The organism is Actinomycetospora atypica, assembly GCF_042653685.1.
Taxonomy (GTDB): Bacteria; Actinomycetota; Actinomycetes; order Mycobacteriales; family Pseudonocardiaceae; genus Actinomycetospora; species Actinomycetospora atypica.
In genome coordinates this window covers 16,592-29,848 of sequence record NZ_JBHSIV010000049.1, presented here as the reverse complement: position 1 = coordinate 29,848, position 13,257 = coordinate 16,592, and the positions used below count along the sequence as shown (strand labels likewise).

Below are 13,257 nucleotides of genomic sequence, written 5' to 3'. Positions count from 1 at the left end.
CCCGCCGCCCTGCGCGCGGCCGTCGACTGGGCGCGCCTCGGGGTCCCGCACGCGCTCCCGACCCCGATGCTGGCCCGGCTGGCGCTCGCCTACGCCCGCGACCTCGCGCCCGCCGACACCCCCGCCGTGGCCGAGCTCGCCGACGCGATCGAGGAGCTCGTCGCCGAGGGGCCCCGCCAGATCGGGCGCCGCGGCCCGCGGACCGAGCCGCTGCTGCGCCGCCTGCGCCTGCCCGAGGGCGTGCACCACGTCCCGGCCGCGGTGCTCACCGCCGCGGCCGACCGCCTCGGCGGTGACGGCTGGACGCCGCCCGAGCGGCTGCACCAGGTGGTCGGCGACCTCCTCGACGTGGTGCGCGCCCGGGCCGAGCGTCGGGCCGTCGGCGTCCTCGCCCTGGCCCGCGGGTTCGACGACCTCGCCGTCGCCCTCCTGCGCCCGCCGCCGGTCCCCGAGGCCCCGCGATCGCTGGTGCCGGGTGAGCTCTACCGGCTGGGCGTGGCCGCCCTGCAGGCCGGCCGGGCCGCGGAGGCACGCCGCTGGTTCTCCGCGCTGCTCGACGGCACGCCCGACGACGGGTCGTGGCGGGAGCTGCGCGCCCGGTCGGCGTTCTGGCTGGGACTCGACCGCGACGCCGACCCGGCACAGCGCCGCCGGCACCTCGAGCTCGTCGTGCGCGACGGCCCGGCCCGCGACGCCTCGGACGCCGGGCTGCTGCTCGCGGAGCTGGAACGCGACGCGGGCCGCTTCGACGCGCAGCGCGGCTGCCTGCGCGCGGCCGCCGCGTCGGCCCGGCAGGCCGGGGACGACGGCCGCCAGGCGGAGGCGGTCCTCGACCTCGCGCACCTCGACCGGCACAGCGGCCGGGTCGACGAGGCCCTGGCGGGCTACCGCCGGGTGCGTGAGCTGGTGCCCGCCGACGCTCCCGGCGCCCTCGCCGCGGCCCAGGCCGAGCGGGAGATCGAGGCCGAGGCCGCGAGGAGGGCCGAGGCCGCCTGGCGGACGGGAGTCGAGGAGCGGGGGCAGCTCGGGCCCGGCGCCGACCTCGTGCCCGACCCGGTGCCCGAGCAGCGTGGTCCCGCCGACCGGCCCACCATCCCGCCCCGGACGTCGAGCACCCGCTGACCGCAGCTCAGTGCTGCTCGGCGACGACCTCGTACCAGCTCGTCGCGCTCGGGCCCTCCTGCAGGCCCTCCATGCGCTCGCGCGTCTCCAGGAACGCGTCGTCGGCGTGCCAGGCCTCCCACGCGGCGCGCGTGGACCAGGTGCCGACGACGGTGCGCTCGTTCGGGGCCTCGAGCGGGATCAGCAGCTGGTTGCCCAGCCACCCCTCGCGCTGGGTGGCGGACTCGAGCCGGTCGCGCATGGCCGCGTCCCACTCCGGCTCGGATCCCTGCGTCAGCGTCACGTGCGTGATCACGGTCATCATGCGGAGCGGCTACCCGGACGGCGCCGGCGTCACCGGTCGGGGTGCCGGGCCGTCGTCAGGCCGGGACGGCCCGTCCGGCCACCTGCACCGGGGTGCGCGGCGCCGGGACCGACGGGGCGGCCGGCGCGGCGTCGGGCAGGACCGGCAGCGGGGCGAACACCGAGCCGCCGAAGATCCCGCGGCCCGTGCCGCTGGTGGCGAGCAGGGTCTCCTGGCAGTGGCGCGGGAGGCCGACGACGTCGGTCGCCCCGGCGGCGGCGAGCTCGTCGAGCACGCGCTGGGGCCAGGCCCGGGAGGATCCGCCGGCCACCGGGACGCCGCCGCGGGCGGTGGTGCAGCGGCGGTCGAGCGCGGCGAGGGCCTCGCCGGGGACCATGCCACGGGCGGCCTCGAGGAAGGCGCGGCCCAGGTGGTCGTGCAGCACGGCCACGTTGTGCGCGGTGGCCGGGAAGCCGGCCCGCGCGAGCAGGTTGGGGGCGAGTCCCGGCGAGAGCCGGGGCGACGGTGACTCGGCCGGACGGCCGGCCCGCGAGACGACACTCAGCGCGACCACCACCGCGGTGACGACGACGGCGACGATGCCGATGACCCCCATGACGCTCTCCCCACTCACCCGAGATCCGGAGCCCGGGCCGGTGGCCGCCACTCCCTGTGACGAAGCTGTCGTCGGTCGAGATCGTGTCGTTACGCGTCCGCGACCTGCGTCCCCCGTCCGGGCGCACCGATACCCCCGGATTGGTGGCTGCCGTGATCAAATCGTGACCCGGGAACCCGCAACCTCCGCCGCATTCACCCGGACGATGCAGCCGATGCGGGCGGTGGACGCCCTATCTTGGGCCGCGCACCCCGCTCTGCCGCCCCCGAGGAGCCCCCCGATGTCCTTCGCCGGCAACGTCGTCCTGGCCGCCGGATCGTCCGTCGCCGCCTGGCTGACGGCCCCGCTCGTGCATGCGGCGGTCCACGGCACCACCGATCAGCGCACGCTCGCGTCGTGGAAGGACGAGACCGGGCCGATCCCGCTGCCCCGCCTCGACGTGCGCCCCACCGACGGGCTCGACCGGCCCGCGCGCCACGCCTGACCGGCGTCACCGGAGCCGTCACCCGTCCGCGCCGCACCGCCCTCCCGGGTGGCCCCGGGTGAGCACCGGCGCCACGTGAGGTGACCGATCGGCCGAATCACCCGTGGGCCCGGCGCTCCGATGTGGAGGGGGAAGCCCCACCCCCGAGCCCACCAGGACGTGATCGCGATGTTCCGACTCGCCACGCGACGCGACGCCCCCGTCACCGACGCCCGGCCCGCCCCCGACGCCCGGGCCGACCGCTCCGGTCGCGGCCGGCACCACCGCTCGCACCTCGAGCGGCAGCGCAGCGAGGCCCGCGACGCGTCCGAGCGCATCGCCCGCGCGCAGCGCCGGGCCTCGCAGGTCGGTGCCACCACCCCGGTCGCGGGGACCCCCGCGCTGCGGACGCCGACCGACGGCACCCCCGCCCAGGTCGCCGCCCTGTCCGGAGCCGCCGCCTTCGAGCCCGGCCCGCCCGGGACGTCGTCGGGAGGCTTCGTCTTCGACAACGCGACGGCCCGCCGCGACCCGCTCACCCGCCCGCTGCCCTCCGCGCCCGGGCTGCCCGGGGCACGGCGCTCCCCGGACGCCCGCCGGGCCGTGGCGGGAGCCGGGGCCCGGTGACGCGGGCCGGGCGCGCGTCGCCCGGCCGTCCGCGGGGCACCCTCGCGCCGTGACCGAGCCCCAGGAGAACCAGCCCTCGCCCGACCTCGAGCAGCGCGACGAGGACGTCCCCGCCTTCGACGTCGACCTCGAACCCGACGAGCAGGGCACCGCCGAGGTCGCGGACGAGCAGACGTCCTGACCCCGGGCGGCCCGGACGTCAGTCCTTCTTCTCCCGCCACGCCCGCTCGAACGGCAGCCGCCACGCGTTGGGCGCGATCAGCTGGTGGACGGCGTTCGGGCCCCACGTGCCCGGCGGGTAGGGCTTGACGGGCGGCGGGTCGTTGAGCAGCGGCATCGACCGGTCCCAGAGCGACTCGATGCCCTCCGCGGTGGTGAACAGCGTGTGGTCGCCGCGCATCGCGTCGAGGATCAGGCGTTCGTAGGCCTCCAGGACGTCGGAGGCCTCGCCGGTCTCCTGCGTGGAGAACTGCATCGAGAGCTTCTGCAGCCGCATCCCGGGCCCGGGCCGCTTGCCGTAGAACGACAGCGAGACGCGCGAGGAGTCGGCGAGGTCGAACGTCAGGTGGTCGGGCCCCTGGGTCCCCACGCCCGACCCGGGCGGGAACATCGTCCGCGGTGCCTCCTTGAACGCGATCGAGATGATCCGCTGGCCCTCCGCGAGCCGCTTCCCGGTGCGCAGGTAGAACGGCACGCCCGCCCAGCGCCAGTTGTCGAGCCCGACGCGCAGGGCGATGAAGGTCTCGGTGTCGGAGTCGCGCGCGACCCCCGGCTCCTCGCGGTAGCCGCCGTACTGGCCGCGCACCACGTCGCTCGCGTGGATCGGCAACAGCGACCGGAAGACCTTGTTCTTCTCCTCGCTGATCGCGCGGGGCTCCAGCGCCGTCGGCGGTTCCATCGCGACGAAGGCCATCACCTGCATCAGGTGGGTGACCACCATGTCCTTGTAGGCCCCGGTGGCCTCGTAGAAGCTGGCCCGCTGGTCGAGCCCGAGCTCCTCGGGGACGTCGATCTGGACGTGGTCGATGAAGTTGCGGTTCCAGATCGGCTCGAACAGCCCGTTGGCGAACCGGAACGCCAGGACGTTCTGCGCCGCCTCCTTGCCCAGGAAGTGGTCGATCCGGAACACCTGGGACTCGTCGAACACCTGGTGGACGAAGTCGTTGAGCCGCACCGCCGAGGGCAGGTCGTAGCCGAACGGCTTCTCCATGACCACCCGGGAGCCGGTGACCAGGTCGGCGTCGCGGAGCATCCCGACGACGGCCTCGGCCGCCTTCGGCGGCACCGACAGGTAGTGCAGCAGCCGGACGCCCCGGTCGAAGGTCGCCGTGCCGGCCGGGTCGTCGCCGTTGCTCAGCCCGGCCGCCGCCTCCTTCACGGCCGAGGCCAGCGCCTCCGGGCCCTCGCCCTGCGGCACGTACGTCAGCCGGGCGGCGAAGTCGTCCCAGTCGCTCTCGGCGAGGCGGTGCATGCCGAAGTTCTGCACCGCGTCGTGCGCGAGCGCCCGGAAGTCCTCCGTAGTGAGGTCCTCCATCGCGGTCCCGACGATGCGGATGGTCGGCGCGAGCTCGGACACCGCGAGGTAGGCCAGGCCCGGGATGAGCTTGCGCTTGGCGAGGTCGCCGGTGCAGCCGAACAGGACGATGACGTGCGGGGTGATCGGGTCGAGATCCCGGCGGAACGGCCGGGAGCCGGGCCCCGGATAGGCGATGTCGGGATTGCGTTCGGACAACGAGGCCTCCCGTGCGCGTGCTGTGGCGTGCCGCACGCTAGTCGTCGTGTGCGGCGGGCGTGTGTCGTGCGGGCGTCGGGGCGGTGCGACCCAGTGGTGCGACCGGGGACACCGGTTGAGCGGCGCCGGGCCGGGAACGCCCCGGACGTGGATGACGACGAGACCCTGGCCAACCGCGTGAAGCGCGACGGCGCGGCCGGCGCCCAGCGCGGTGGCAGCCAGACCCATGGTGCGAGCGACGCGAGCGGGGTCGACACCGAGCCCGAGATCCCGCAGATGCGGTTCTCCGAGGGCGAGGAGGACGACGACGAGCCCGGCCCGGCGGCGGAGGCCTCCCTGCCCTCGGACGCCGCGACGTCCTGACGACCCGGCGGGTCCGGGCTCGGCGGTTCCGAGCTCAGCGGATCCAGGCCGGGTGGACCTTCGGCACGTGCGCGAGCGCGTCGTACTCGCGGGCCGCGACCAGCGGGGTCCGCGCCCGGAGCTGACCCGAGTCGGCGACGCTGCCGAGGCGGCGGGTCGCGGTGGTCGCCGCGGCCCAGTCGGCCACCGCCCCGTCCTGGCTGCGCGCGCCGCGCAGGTCGACCAGCAGCTCGTCGGTCTCCCCCAGGGCGGCCCGCAGGTCGGCCTCGACGGTGCCCTCGAGCGCCGGCACCTTGTGCGTGCTCGGCCGGGGACGGGCGGGGCGCAGCAGGCGCCGGCGCACCGCCGAGACCGCGCCGGCGGAGAACAGCCCGCCCACGGCGTAGTAGGCGTCGCCCAGCGCGGACCGCAGGTGCCGCCCGGCGGTCGTCGGGTCGCCGACGCGGACGAGGTCGTCGTGCCCGAACAGGACCACCGCCGGCGTCCCGGACGCCCCGGCCGCGGCGCGGGTGACCACCTCCGCGGCGAGCCGGGCGCGCAGCACCGGGCGGCCGGTGTCCGACAGCGCCTCCGCCTCGGCGGCCGTCGAGGGCTCCCGCCCGCGGGGCGCGGCCGCGACCTCGGCCGCGCGGGCCAGGATCCAGGCGTGCTCGCGGGCCTCGGCGTAGCGCGCGGGGGAGCTCTCGGCGGTCAGCTCCCCCTCCCGGGCCACGATCCGCTCGTGCAGCGTGACGACCGCGTCCCGCCGGGCGGGAGAGAGCGAGCGCTCGTCGGGCTCGTGGTCGAGCAGCTCGGCCAGCGCGTCGCGCGCGTCCGGCAGGAGGTCCTCGGCGACCGCGCGCAGGTAGGTGCCGAGCACCCGGATCGAGCGGGCCGGGCGCACCGGGTCGGCGCCCACCACCCGCACCCGGTCGGCGGGGTCGGCCATCTCGTTGCGGTCGCGCAGCCAGGAGACGAGCTCGACGACCTCGCGCGTGTCGAACTCCCAGCCGCCCAGCGCGCCGACCGCGTCGCCGGGGGTGCCGACGCCGCGGGCGGCCGCGTCGAGCCCGGTCCCGCCCGCCTCGCTCGCCCCGATCACCACCACCCGCACGCCGAGCTCGTCGACGGCGTACTCGACCAGCCGGCGGCCGAACTCGAGCAGCTCGCGGGCGCCGTGCGCCGCGGTGCCGACCCCCAGCACCCGGACGCCGCGCAGCGCCGGGGCCCAGGAGTCCAGACCGAACCGGTCGACCGGGACCGCCCGCTCCGCGAGCCAGGCGCCGACCTCGTCGTCCATGCCGGCAGACCCTACGGAGAGCACGTCCGGTGACCCCGCGGGGGACGCCCGCACTCCTCATCACTCCATCGAGTGACATTACTCCGTGTGGCCTAACGACTCCGCTCCGACGTACGACATCCCCCGTGACGGCGTCCGGAACGGATCGGGCGCCACGACGATCGGGGACCACATGAGCAAGCCCGTTGCCGGAGCCGCCGCTGCCGCCGCCGCCCTCGGTGCGTGGCTGGCCGCCCCCGTCGTCGCGATGCGCCGGCAGGGCTCGCTGACCGACCAGCAGGTCGCGGCCATCCGCGGCGACTCCCGGCTCGACCACAACGACCCCGAGGACCGCGAGCGCGCCGCCGTGCGTCGCGCCCGGGTGCGCGAGGCCCAGGTCCGCGCGGCCATGTCGGCCATCCCCGAGCAGCGCCGCGACGGCGACCTCCCCCGGCGCTCGCCCCTGCACGGGTGAGCCGCCGGGGCGCGCACCGCCCCGCCCGCTAGCGTGCGGGGCGATGAGACGCCTCGTGGTCTGTTGCGACGGCACGTGGGACACCCCGACCGACCGCACCAACGTCTCGCTGTTCGCCGAGGCGCTCGTCCACGACGACGCGCAGGTCGTGCGGTACCTCCCCGGGGTCGGCGCCACGGGCGACCCGGTCAGCCGCCTGGTGCAGGGCGCGGTGGGGCTCGGGCTGAACGCCCGCGTCCGCGAGGCCTACACGTGGCTGGCGGAGACCTGGCGGCCCGGGGACGAGATCGTCCTGGTCGGCTTCAGCCGCGGCGCGTACACCGTGCGCAGCCTCGCCGGGATGCTCGCGGCCACGGGCCTGGTCGCCTTCGCACCCGGCAGCTCCCGGCGCGCCCGCAACGCGGTCGTCCGGCGGGTCTTCCTCGACGGCTACCAGCGGGGCCTGCCGCTCCCCGACCTCCCGTACGCCCCCGGCTTCGGTCCCGACGACGAGGCCCCCATCGCCTTCCTCGGGGTGTGGGACACCGTCGGCGCCCTCGGCATCCCCCGGACCTTCGGGCTGCTGTCCACGCTCGTCTCCCGGCGCCTGCAGGGGTTCCACGACCTCCGGCTCGCCCCCGACGTCCGCCACGCCCGCCAGGCCCTCGCCCTCGACGAGCGCCGCGGCGCGTTCGTGCCCGCCGTCTGGACCCGCGCCGACGACTCCGCGGTCGACGCCCGCGGCTCGTTCGTCCAGCTCTGGTTCCCGGGCGTGCACGGCGACGTCGGCGGCTCGGGCGACCGGCCACGGGACCTCTCGGACATCTCCCTGCGGTGGATGGCCGACGAGGCCACGGCCGCCGTCGGACTGCGCTGGGTCGCCGCGCCGCCCGGCGGGCCCGGGAACCCCCTCGGCCCGCTCGACCCCGTGCCCCGCGGCCTCTTCTCGGTCCTGTCCCCGCGCCCGCGCTCCGTGCCGCGGGTGGTCGAGGGCGCCCCCGACGTGCACCCCTCGGCCGTCGCGCGACGCGCCGGCACCGACTACCGGCCGGGCCGGCTCGTCGCCCGCCCCGAGGACGCGGTCGTCCCCGCGGACGACCCCTGGGCCGAGACCGGGCTCTACCTCGGGGCCGGCCGCTACCTGCTCTCCGCGTCCGGCTCCTGGTCCGACCACGGCGCCTCCACCGGCCCGGGCGGGTTCGCCCGCTGGCCGGTGCGCGGCTGGCCCGACTACGCGCTCGGGGCCCTGGCGGCGACCTACCGGAGCCTCGTCCGGCGGCTCACCACGCGCCGCGCCGACGCCCTCGTCGCCCCGCGCCGGGCCGACTCCCCGCGGATGGCGATGGTCGCGGCGGTGGCGAACGACCTCCTGTCGGACGCGGGCACCGTCACCGAGGGCACCACCGTGCCCGTGACCGGCCCGGTCGCCGTGGAGCTCCCCCGGCCCGGCTACCTCTACGCCTTCGCCAACGACTCCTGGCTCGGCTACCGCGGCAACGCCGGCGCCGCGACCCTGACGGTCGCCCCCGACCCCGCGGGACCGTCCGCCCCGCCACCGCCCCCGGACCCCGATCCGGGCGCGCCCGCGTGACCCGTCCCGACGAGGCCGCCCCGGCCGCCGGGCCCACCGACCCCACGGGTCCGATCCACGTCGGGTGGCGACGGTTCCTCCCGCGACCCTCGCGGGTGGTGACGGGGCTGCTCGTCGTCGGGCTCGCCGCGGTCGCCCTGGTCCCCGACCGGCTGTGGCCCGACCGGCTGGGACTCGACATGACGTTCCCGCTGGTCGGGTTCGTGCTGGTGCGGGTCCCCCTGACGCTCGCGGTCGTCGTGCTGGGGCTTCTCGCGCTCGCGGTGCGCGCCCGCTGGTGGCCCACGCTCGTGCCGCTGCTGGTGATCGCGGGGCTCTCGGCCGCCGCGCTCGTGCCCCGCGCGATCCCCGACGGGCCCGCCCCCGACGCCGGCCCCGACCTCACCGTGATGAGCCTCAACGTCGACCGCGGCGGCGCCGACGTCCCCGCCCTCGCCGCTCTGCTGCGCGAGCGGCGCCCCGACGTGCTCGTCCTCCCCGAGGCGGGCGAGCCGTTCCGCACCCGGCTCGCCGCGCAGATCCCCGACCTGGGCTACCGGTCGTTCTCCTCGGTGCCCCCGAGCGAGCCCGACGCGCTCGGCACGACGATCCTCGCCGGGCCCGGCCTCGGCGACGTGCGGGCCCGGGTCGTGCCCGCCCGGTTCCCGTGGCTGGAGCTGACCGGCGGGGCACTCGGCGCCACCCGGCTGGTCGGCGTCCACGTCGTCTCCCCCGTGCCCGCGCTGATCGACGCGTGGCCCGGCGAGCTCGACTCGCTCGCCCGCTGGTGCGCGCCGGGGGCGGGGCCCGCGGCCGTCGTCGGGGACCTCAACGCCACGGCCGACCTCACCGCCTTCCGCCGCGGCACCGCCGGCTGCACCGACGCCGGCGACGAGGCCGGGAAGGGCCTGCTCGCGACGTGGCCGGTCGGGCTGCCCCGCTGGCTCGGCGCCCAGCTCGACCACGTGCTCGTCGGGGGCGGGGTGGGCGTCGACGGGTTCGACGTGGTGGAGGTGCCGGGCACGGACCACCGCGGGCTCGTCGTGACCGTGCACGCGGTGGCCTAACGGGTCAGCCCGGGAGGAACGCGCTCAGGTCGGCCACCTGGTCGGCCGGCGGCGGGACCACCGCGGGAGCCTTCCCGACGTCGGCGAACGTGAGCGTGGTGGTCGTCGTGGTGGGGGCGCCCGCGCCCGAGGTCGGCGCCGGCACCGTCACGTCCTGGGCCACCCGGACGAGCTTCCCGTCGGGGCCCACCCAGAGGTCGACCGGCACCGCCGAGGTGCCCAGATCGGCCTTCAGCCGATCGACGGCGGGCCGCGTGGCCGGGTCCTGGGCGCCGGGGACCCGGTCGAGGTCGATCACCGCGGCGTAGTGCGTCGTGGCGACCCCCTCGACCTGCTCCGGGCCGACCTCGCGGGCGTCGTCGCGGATCGCCCGCAGGTAGCCGAGCTGGCGGGCCGGGTTGTCGGTGGTGCCGACGCCCAGCGCCCCGAGCGGGGCGCCCACCCGCGACTGCGCCAGCCGGTCGACGTCGACCGACACCCACGGCCTGCCGCCCGCGACGGCCCCGAGGAGCCCCGCGGCGGTCGGCGGGAGCTGCGCGGCGGCCCGTCCCCCGCTGAACACCACGCGGACCGGACCCAGCGAGGGGACGCCGACGGTCAGGTCGGCGGCCTGGGCGCCCGCGTCAAGCACCCCCGACCCCTGCAGCGGGATCTCCTGCCCGGCCACGGCGGTGCGTCCGGTGATCGTGACCCGCGACGGGCCCGCGGCCACGGTGCTCGCGACGGCGGCGCGCACGGCGTCGTCGGGCGGCAGGGCGCGCGTCGCGGCGCCGCACCCCGCGAGGAGGACGGCGAGCATGGCCACCAGGGCGACACGGACGCGCACGGTCTCCATGGTGCCGTGCGCCTCCGATGACGGGGACATGTCCCCGTGTGACCGGATCGTGGCGAGATGCCTACCCTGCGTCAGCGAAACGGGCGCATGTCAGAGGCGTGTTGCGAGTCGGTCAAGCGCGATCGAATCGGGCGTATGGGGCAGCGAAACGAGGCACGGTGGGGGTGTCAGTACTCCGAACGCCTCCCGAGGAGACACCATGTCGAAGCAGTCGCTCGCCCGTCTGGCCGTCGCAGCCGTCGTCACCCCGCTGCTGATGCTGGGCTTCGCCGGCGCCGCCTCCGCGGCCGAGATCACGCCCATCGCCGAGTACGTCGACACCACCGTGGCCGACACCGAGGCCGAGATCGGCGCGGTGGTCGACGCCCTGGGCTTCGAGGCCGAGTGACGTAGCCCGACGACGACGCCCCGTCGTCCTCGCGCCCGGGGGGTGCGAGGCCGGCGGGGCGTCGTGCTGTCCGGCGCAGGCCCGGCGACACGAGGTCCGCCGGAACCGCGTCCGTCGGACACGGTCGCCCGCGGGTCGTTCGGGCTCAGCGCCAGCGGTGGGTGCGGCGACCCTTGACGGTGGTGGCGAGCTGGCGCTGCCAGAGGGCCCAGGTCTCGGGGTCGAGCGTGGTGCCCTCGGCCGGGGTCGACGGCCGGGCGGATGCCGTTGCGGTCCGGTGGGACCCGGTGGTCGTCGCGCTCGCGGTCCTCGTGCTCCCGGTCGACGGGCCCGACAGCGCGTGCGACCCGGTGGAAGCGCCCGCCACCGCGTGCGACCCGGTGCGCGGGGCGCTCACGGGCTGGGACCCCGTGGCCGGGGCCGCCACCGGCTGGGAGCCCGTCCGGGCCACCGCGGGCTGCGACCCGGTCGCGCGGGCCACCGGCATCGGACCCGAGAGGTGCTGGCGGGGGAACGGCGCCGACGGGTGCCCGGCGGGCAGCGGCGGGGGCGGCACCACCACGGGGCGCTCGGAGGTCACGGGGGGCGCGGGCGCCGGGGCGGCGGGGCGCGACGGCCCGCGGGCCACCCGGACCGTGGGCTCCGCCGGGGCCTCGAGGACCGGGGACTCCCGGTCCGGCGTCGGGGCGGCGAACCAGCCGACGACCGGGGTCCAGGGCCAGTAGCGGTGCGCCGACCGGGTGCGCACGAAGCCGAGGCCCATGATCAGCCCGAAGATGAGGTGGCCGATCAGCGAGAGCGTGAGCGTCACGGGCGTGAGCGGGAACATCATCGTCTGGCCGCGCGGGGCCAGCCAGACCGTGGCGATCAGGCCCGCCCACACCGGGAACACGGCGAACGCGACCGACGCGGCGACCACCTGGCGTGCGGGCCGGTGGTGCAGCCCGAGGAAGGCGGCGCCGACGAAGAACGTGACGCCGATCCCGCCGCCGTCACCGAGGTAGCGCCACAGGTAGCCGACCCACGCCCCCGCCGTGTGCGACGAGGCGTCCCCGACGATCCACGTGCCCATCGTCGGGATGAAGTCGGCCCACCAGCCGAGCATGTAGACGGTGTCGAGGCGGAACACGTCGTAGAGCGCGCAGGCGACGATCCCCCAGACGAAGCCGTGGAGGATGACGCGGTCCTCGGGGTGCGGCGCGAACAGCGACAGCGCCACGATCGACGTGGCCAGCGGGATCACCAGCAGCGCCGCCGACCAGTTCATCCGGATCAGGCCGAAGACGTGCGCCGAGATCGCGAGCAGGGGCAGGGCGGCGAGCAGCACGTGCAGGCCGACCCGTGCGAGGCCTGCGGTCGTGACCGGGGTGGCAGCCATCGATTCCTGCGGCGCTGTCGTGTTCATCGGCGCCGAAGGTAGGGGCCGCCGTGACCTGACCGAGTCCAACCTGAGAGCCGCCCGAGATCGTCGCGACCACGGGCTCCCGACGCGCGCCCACCGGTCCGACCCCTCGTCCGTCCGGACCAACGACGCGCCGGGACGCGGCCCGCCCGGCGCTCAGCTGCTCTCAGGTGCTCGCTCGTCGATCGCCGAACGGTCGGGTACCCGGATCTCCTCGATCCACAGCGCGGTCTTCGTCCGGTGCCCCACGGCGGGGCGGATCCGGTGGTCGACGAGGAAGCGGGCGAGGGCGACCGCGACCCCCGGGGCGTCGGCCGGCCGGCACTTGACCGACAGCTCGCGCAGTTCCCGGCCGCTCGGGTAGTGGCAGTGCTCGAGGAAGGCGCGCCCGAGGGCGAAGCGGTCGCGCGGGACGCGGTAGCGGTGCGTGGTCAGCGGCCCGTGCAGGACGAGGTCGTCGAGCACGGTGGCGGGCAGGTCCGCGGGCACGAGGGTCCGCAGCCACTCCCGCTGCTCGGGACCGAGCATCCGGGCCAGCGGCGCCCCGTTCTCCAGGCAGGCGGCCGCGAGGGCCGGGTCGACGACGTGGCGGAGCTCGGTGGTGCGCAGGAGGGTGCCCGGCAGCATGTCGAGCTCGACGCGGGCGTCGACGGGGCCGCGGCGCCCGTCGACGCGCCCGGCGTCGCGCACCCGCACGACGAGGTCGTACCGGTCGGGGCCGCGCCGGCGCACGCGCAGGTGCACCCCGGCGGAGCAGAGGTCGAGGTCGGGGGTGTCGAGCAGGTACACCCGGCGCGCCCCGCGCCGGCGCCGCCGGGTCACCGGGACGGGCTCACCGCTGGCGTCGAGCAGCATCTTCAGCTCCACCGAATCGGCGTCGCTACCGGCCACTCCCCGCCAGTCGACGCCGCTCGGCAGCGGGAACGCCTCCGCCGCGGCCGTCCGCTCGCCCATCCGTCGCAGTTCTCCTCGCCCTCGCAGAACTCCATCATTACCCGACGCGGCGTCCGAAATCACATGGTGTGGTGAATCGGGACGGAACGCCCGGAGAACGCGCACGGGCGGCCTAACCTCGGC

Annotated in this window: 16 protein-coding genes; 9 read left to right on the top strand and 7 right to left on the bottom strand. The window is 76.8% G+C overall.

Going from position 1 to position 13,257, the window contains the following annotated elements:
• On the top strand, positions 1–1,122 hold a 1,122-nt coding region (locus ACFPBZ_RS26995), incomplete at its 5' end, for a tetratricopeptide repeat protein (RefSeq protein WP_378039210.1).
• A 7-nt stretch (positions 1,123–1,129) separates the two neighbouring features.
• Here ACFPBZ_RS26995 and ACFPBZ_RS26990 read toward each other — a convergent pair.
• Together ACFPBZ_RS26990 and ACFPBZ_RS26985 are read right to left on the bottom strand one after the other, a co-directional pair.
• The gene (locus ACFPBZ_RS26990; RefSeq protein ID WP_378039209.1) at positions 1,130–1,426 is read right to left on the bottom strand and encodes an antibiotic biosynthesis monooxygenase family protein; all 297 of its coding nucleotides are present in this window, start codon (positions 1,424–1,426) and stop codon (positions 1,130–1,132) included.
• 55 nt (positions 1,427–1,481) lie between these two features.
• Entirely contained in the window at positions 1,482–2,021 is a 540-nt protein-coding gene (locus tag ACFPBZ_RS26985; protein ID WP_378039208.1) for a hypothetical protein, read from the bottom strand.
• Positions 2,022–2,301: 280 nt separating this feature from the next.
• Here ACFPBZ_RS26985 and ACFPBZ_RS26980 point away from each other — a divergent pair, with 280 nt between their 5' ends.
• From ACFPBZ_RS26980 to ACFPBZ_RS26970, 3 genes are all read left to right on the top strand, one after another.
• Positions 2,302–2,505 carry a hypothetical protein gene (locus ACFPBZ_RS26980; protein ID WP_378039207.1) on the top strand — a complete coding sequence of 68 codons (204 nt, stop codon included), beginning with the start codon at positions 2,302–2,304 and terminating at the stop codon, positions 2,503–2,505.
• A gap of 168 nt (positions 2,506–2,673) precedes the next feature.
• Positions 2,674–3,111, top strand: coding sequence for a hypothetical protein (locus ACFPBZ_RS26975; RefSeq protein ID WP_378039206.1), 438 nt, complete (start codon positions 2,674–2,676; stop codon positions 3,109–3,111).
• A gap of 49 nt (positions 3,112–3,160) precedes the next feature.
• The gene (locus ACFPBZ_RS26970) at positions 3,161–3,292 is read left to right on the top strand and encodes a hypothetical protein (RefSeq protein WP_378039205.1); all 132 of its coding nucleotides are present in this window, start codon (positions 3,161–3,163) and stop codon (positions 3,290–3,292) included.
• Positions 3,293–3,310: 18 nt separating this feature from the next.
• Here the strand turns inward: ACFPBZ_RS26970 and zwf are convergent, their stop codons facing one another.
• The gene (gene zwf, locus ACFPBZ_RS26965) at positions 3,311–4,843 is read right to left on the bottom strand and encodes a glucose-6-phosphate dehydrogenase (protein ID WP_378039204.1); all 1,533 of its coding nucleotides are present in this window, start codon (positions 4,841–4,843) and stop codon (positions 3,311–3,313) included.
• 147 nt (positions 4,844–4,990) lie between these two features.
• Here zwf and ACFPBZ_RS26960 point away from each other — a divergent pair, with 147 nt between their 5' ends.
• The gene (locus tag ACFPBZ_RS26960; protein ID WP_378039203.1) at positions 4,991–5,206 is read left to right on the top strand and encodes a hypothetical protein; all 216 of its coding nucleotides are present in this window, start codon (positions 4,991–4,993) and stop codon (positions 5,204–5,206) included.
• A 34-nt stretch (positions 5,207–5,240) separates the two neighbouring features.
• Here ACFPBZ_RS26960 and ACFPBZ_RS26955 read toward each other — a convergent pair whose 3' ends face one another.
• A complete protein-coding gene (locus tag ACFPBZ_RS26955) occupies positions 5,241–6,485 on the bottom strand; it encodes an erythromycin esterase family protein (RefSeq protein ID WP_378039202.1) in 1,245 nt (414 codons plus the stop codon).
• Between the two features lie 172 nt (positions 6,486–6,657).
• On the opposite strand from ACFPBZ_RS26955, the gene ACFPBZ_RS26950 reads away from it, so the two are divergent.
• From ACFPBZ_RS26950 to ACFPBZ_RS26940, 3 genes are read left to right on the top strand one after another with little or no spacing between them, the layout of a single operon-like run.
• Positions 6,658–6,939 carry a hypothetical protein gene (locus tag ACFPBZ_RS26950; RefSeq protein WP_378039201.1) on the top strand — a complete coding sequence of 94 codons (282 nt, stop codon included), beginning with the start codon at positions 6,658–6,660 and terminating at the stop codon, positions 6,937–6,939.
• Positions 6,940–6,982: 43 nt separating this feature from the next.
• Complete coding sequence (locus ACFPBZ_RS26945) at positions 6,983–8,509, top strand: DUF2235 domain-containing protein (RefSeq protein WP_378039200.1); 1,527 nt, start codon at positions 6,983–6,985, stop codon at positions 8,507–8,509.
• Positions 8,506–9,555, top strand: coding sequence for an endonuclease/exonuclease/phosphatase family protein (locus ACFPBZ_RS26940; protein ID WP_378039199.1), 1,050 nt, complete (start codon positions 8,506–8,508; stop codon positions 9,553–9,555). Before ACFPBZ_RS26945 ends, ACFPBZ_RS26940 begins: the two co-directional genes overlap by 4 nt.
• Positions 9,556–9,559: 4 nt before the next feature.
• Here the strand turns inward: ACFPBZ_RS26940 and ACFPBZ_RS26935 are convergent, their stop codons facing one another.
• A complete protein-coding gene (locus ACFPBZ_RS26935) occupies positions 9,560–10,381 on the bottom strand; it encodes an SCO4651 family lipoprotein (protein WP_378039198.1) in 822 nt (273 codons plus the stop codon).
• 208 nt (positions 10,382–10,589) lie between these two features.
• On the opposite strand from ACFPBZ_RS26935, the gene ACFPBZ_RS26930 reads away from it, so the two are divergent.
• Positions 10,590–10,778 (top strand): hypothetical protein, encoded by a 189-nt coding sequence (locus ACFPBZ_RS26930; protein WP_378039197.1) that lies wholly within the window; start codon positions 10,590–10,592, stop codon positions 10,776–10,778.
• Positions 10,779–10,923: 145 nt separating this feature from the next.
• Here the strand turns inward: ACFPBZ_RS26930 and ACFPBZ_RS26925 are convergent, their stop codons facing one another.
• Entirely contained in the window at positions 10,924–12,156 is a 1,233-nt protein-coding gene (locus ACFPBZ_RS26925) for a hypothetical protein (protein ID WP_378039196.1), read from the bottom strand.
• A gap of 180 nt (positions 12,157–12,336) precedes the next feature.
• A complete protein-coding gene (locus ACFPBZ_RS26920; RefSeq protein ID WP_378039195.1) occupies positions 12,337–13,134 on the bottom strand; it encodes a hypothetical protein in 798 nt (265 codons plus the stop codon).
• Between the last annotated feature and the right edge of the window lie 123 nt (positions 13,135–13,257).

Coding starts and splice junctions, on each gene's coding strand:
- ACFPBZ_RS26950 (WP_378039201.1), top strand. CDS start 6,658: ATGAGCAAGCCCGTTGCCGGAGCCGCCGCTGCCGCCGCCGCCCTCGGT.
- ACFPBZ_RS26990 (WP_378039209.1), bottom strand. CDS start 1,426: ATGATGACCGTGATCACGCACGTGACGCTGACGCAGGGATCCGAGCCG.
- ACFPBZ_RS26920 (WP_378039195.1), bottom strand. CDS start 13,134: ATGGGCGAGCGGACGGCCGCGGCGGAGGCGTTCCCGCTGCCGAGCGGC.
- ACFPBZ_RS26985 (WP_378039208.1), bottom strand. CDS start 2,021: ATGGGGGTCATCGGCATCGTCGCCGTCGTCGTCACCGCGGTGGTGGTC.
- ACFPBZ_RS26955 (WP_378039202.1), bottom strand. CDS start 6,485: ATGGACGACGAGGTCGGCGCCTGGCTCGCGGAGCGGGCGGTCCCGGTC.
- ACFPBZ_RS26925 (WP_378039196.1), bottom strand. CDS start 12,156: ATGGCTGCCACCCCGGTCACGACCGCAGGCCTCGCACGGGTCGGCCTG.
- ACFPBZ_RS26975 (WP_378039206.1), top strand. CDS start 2,674: ATGTTCCGACTCGCCACGCGACGCGACGCCCCCGTCACCGACGCCCGG.
- ACFPBZ_RS26945 (WP_378039200.1), top strand. CDS start 6,983: ATGAGACGCCTCGTGGTCTGTTGCGACGGCACGTGGGACACCCCGACC.
- ACFPBZ_RS26980 (WP_378039207.1), top strand. CDS start 2,302: ATGTCCTTCGCCGGCAACGTCGTCCTGGCCGCCGGATCGTCCGTCGCC.
- ACFPBZ_RS26930 (WP_378039197.1), top strand. CDS start 10,590: ATGTCGAAGCAGTCGCTCGCCCGTCTGGCCGTCGCAGCCGTCGTCACC.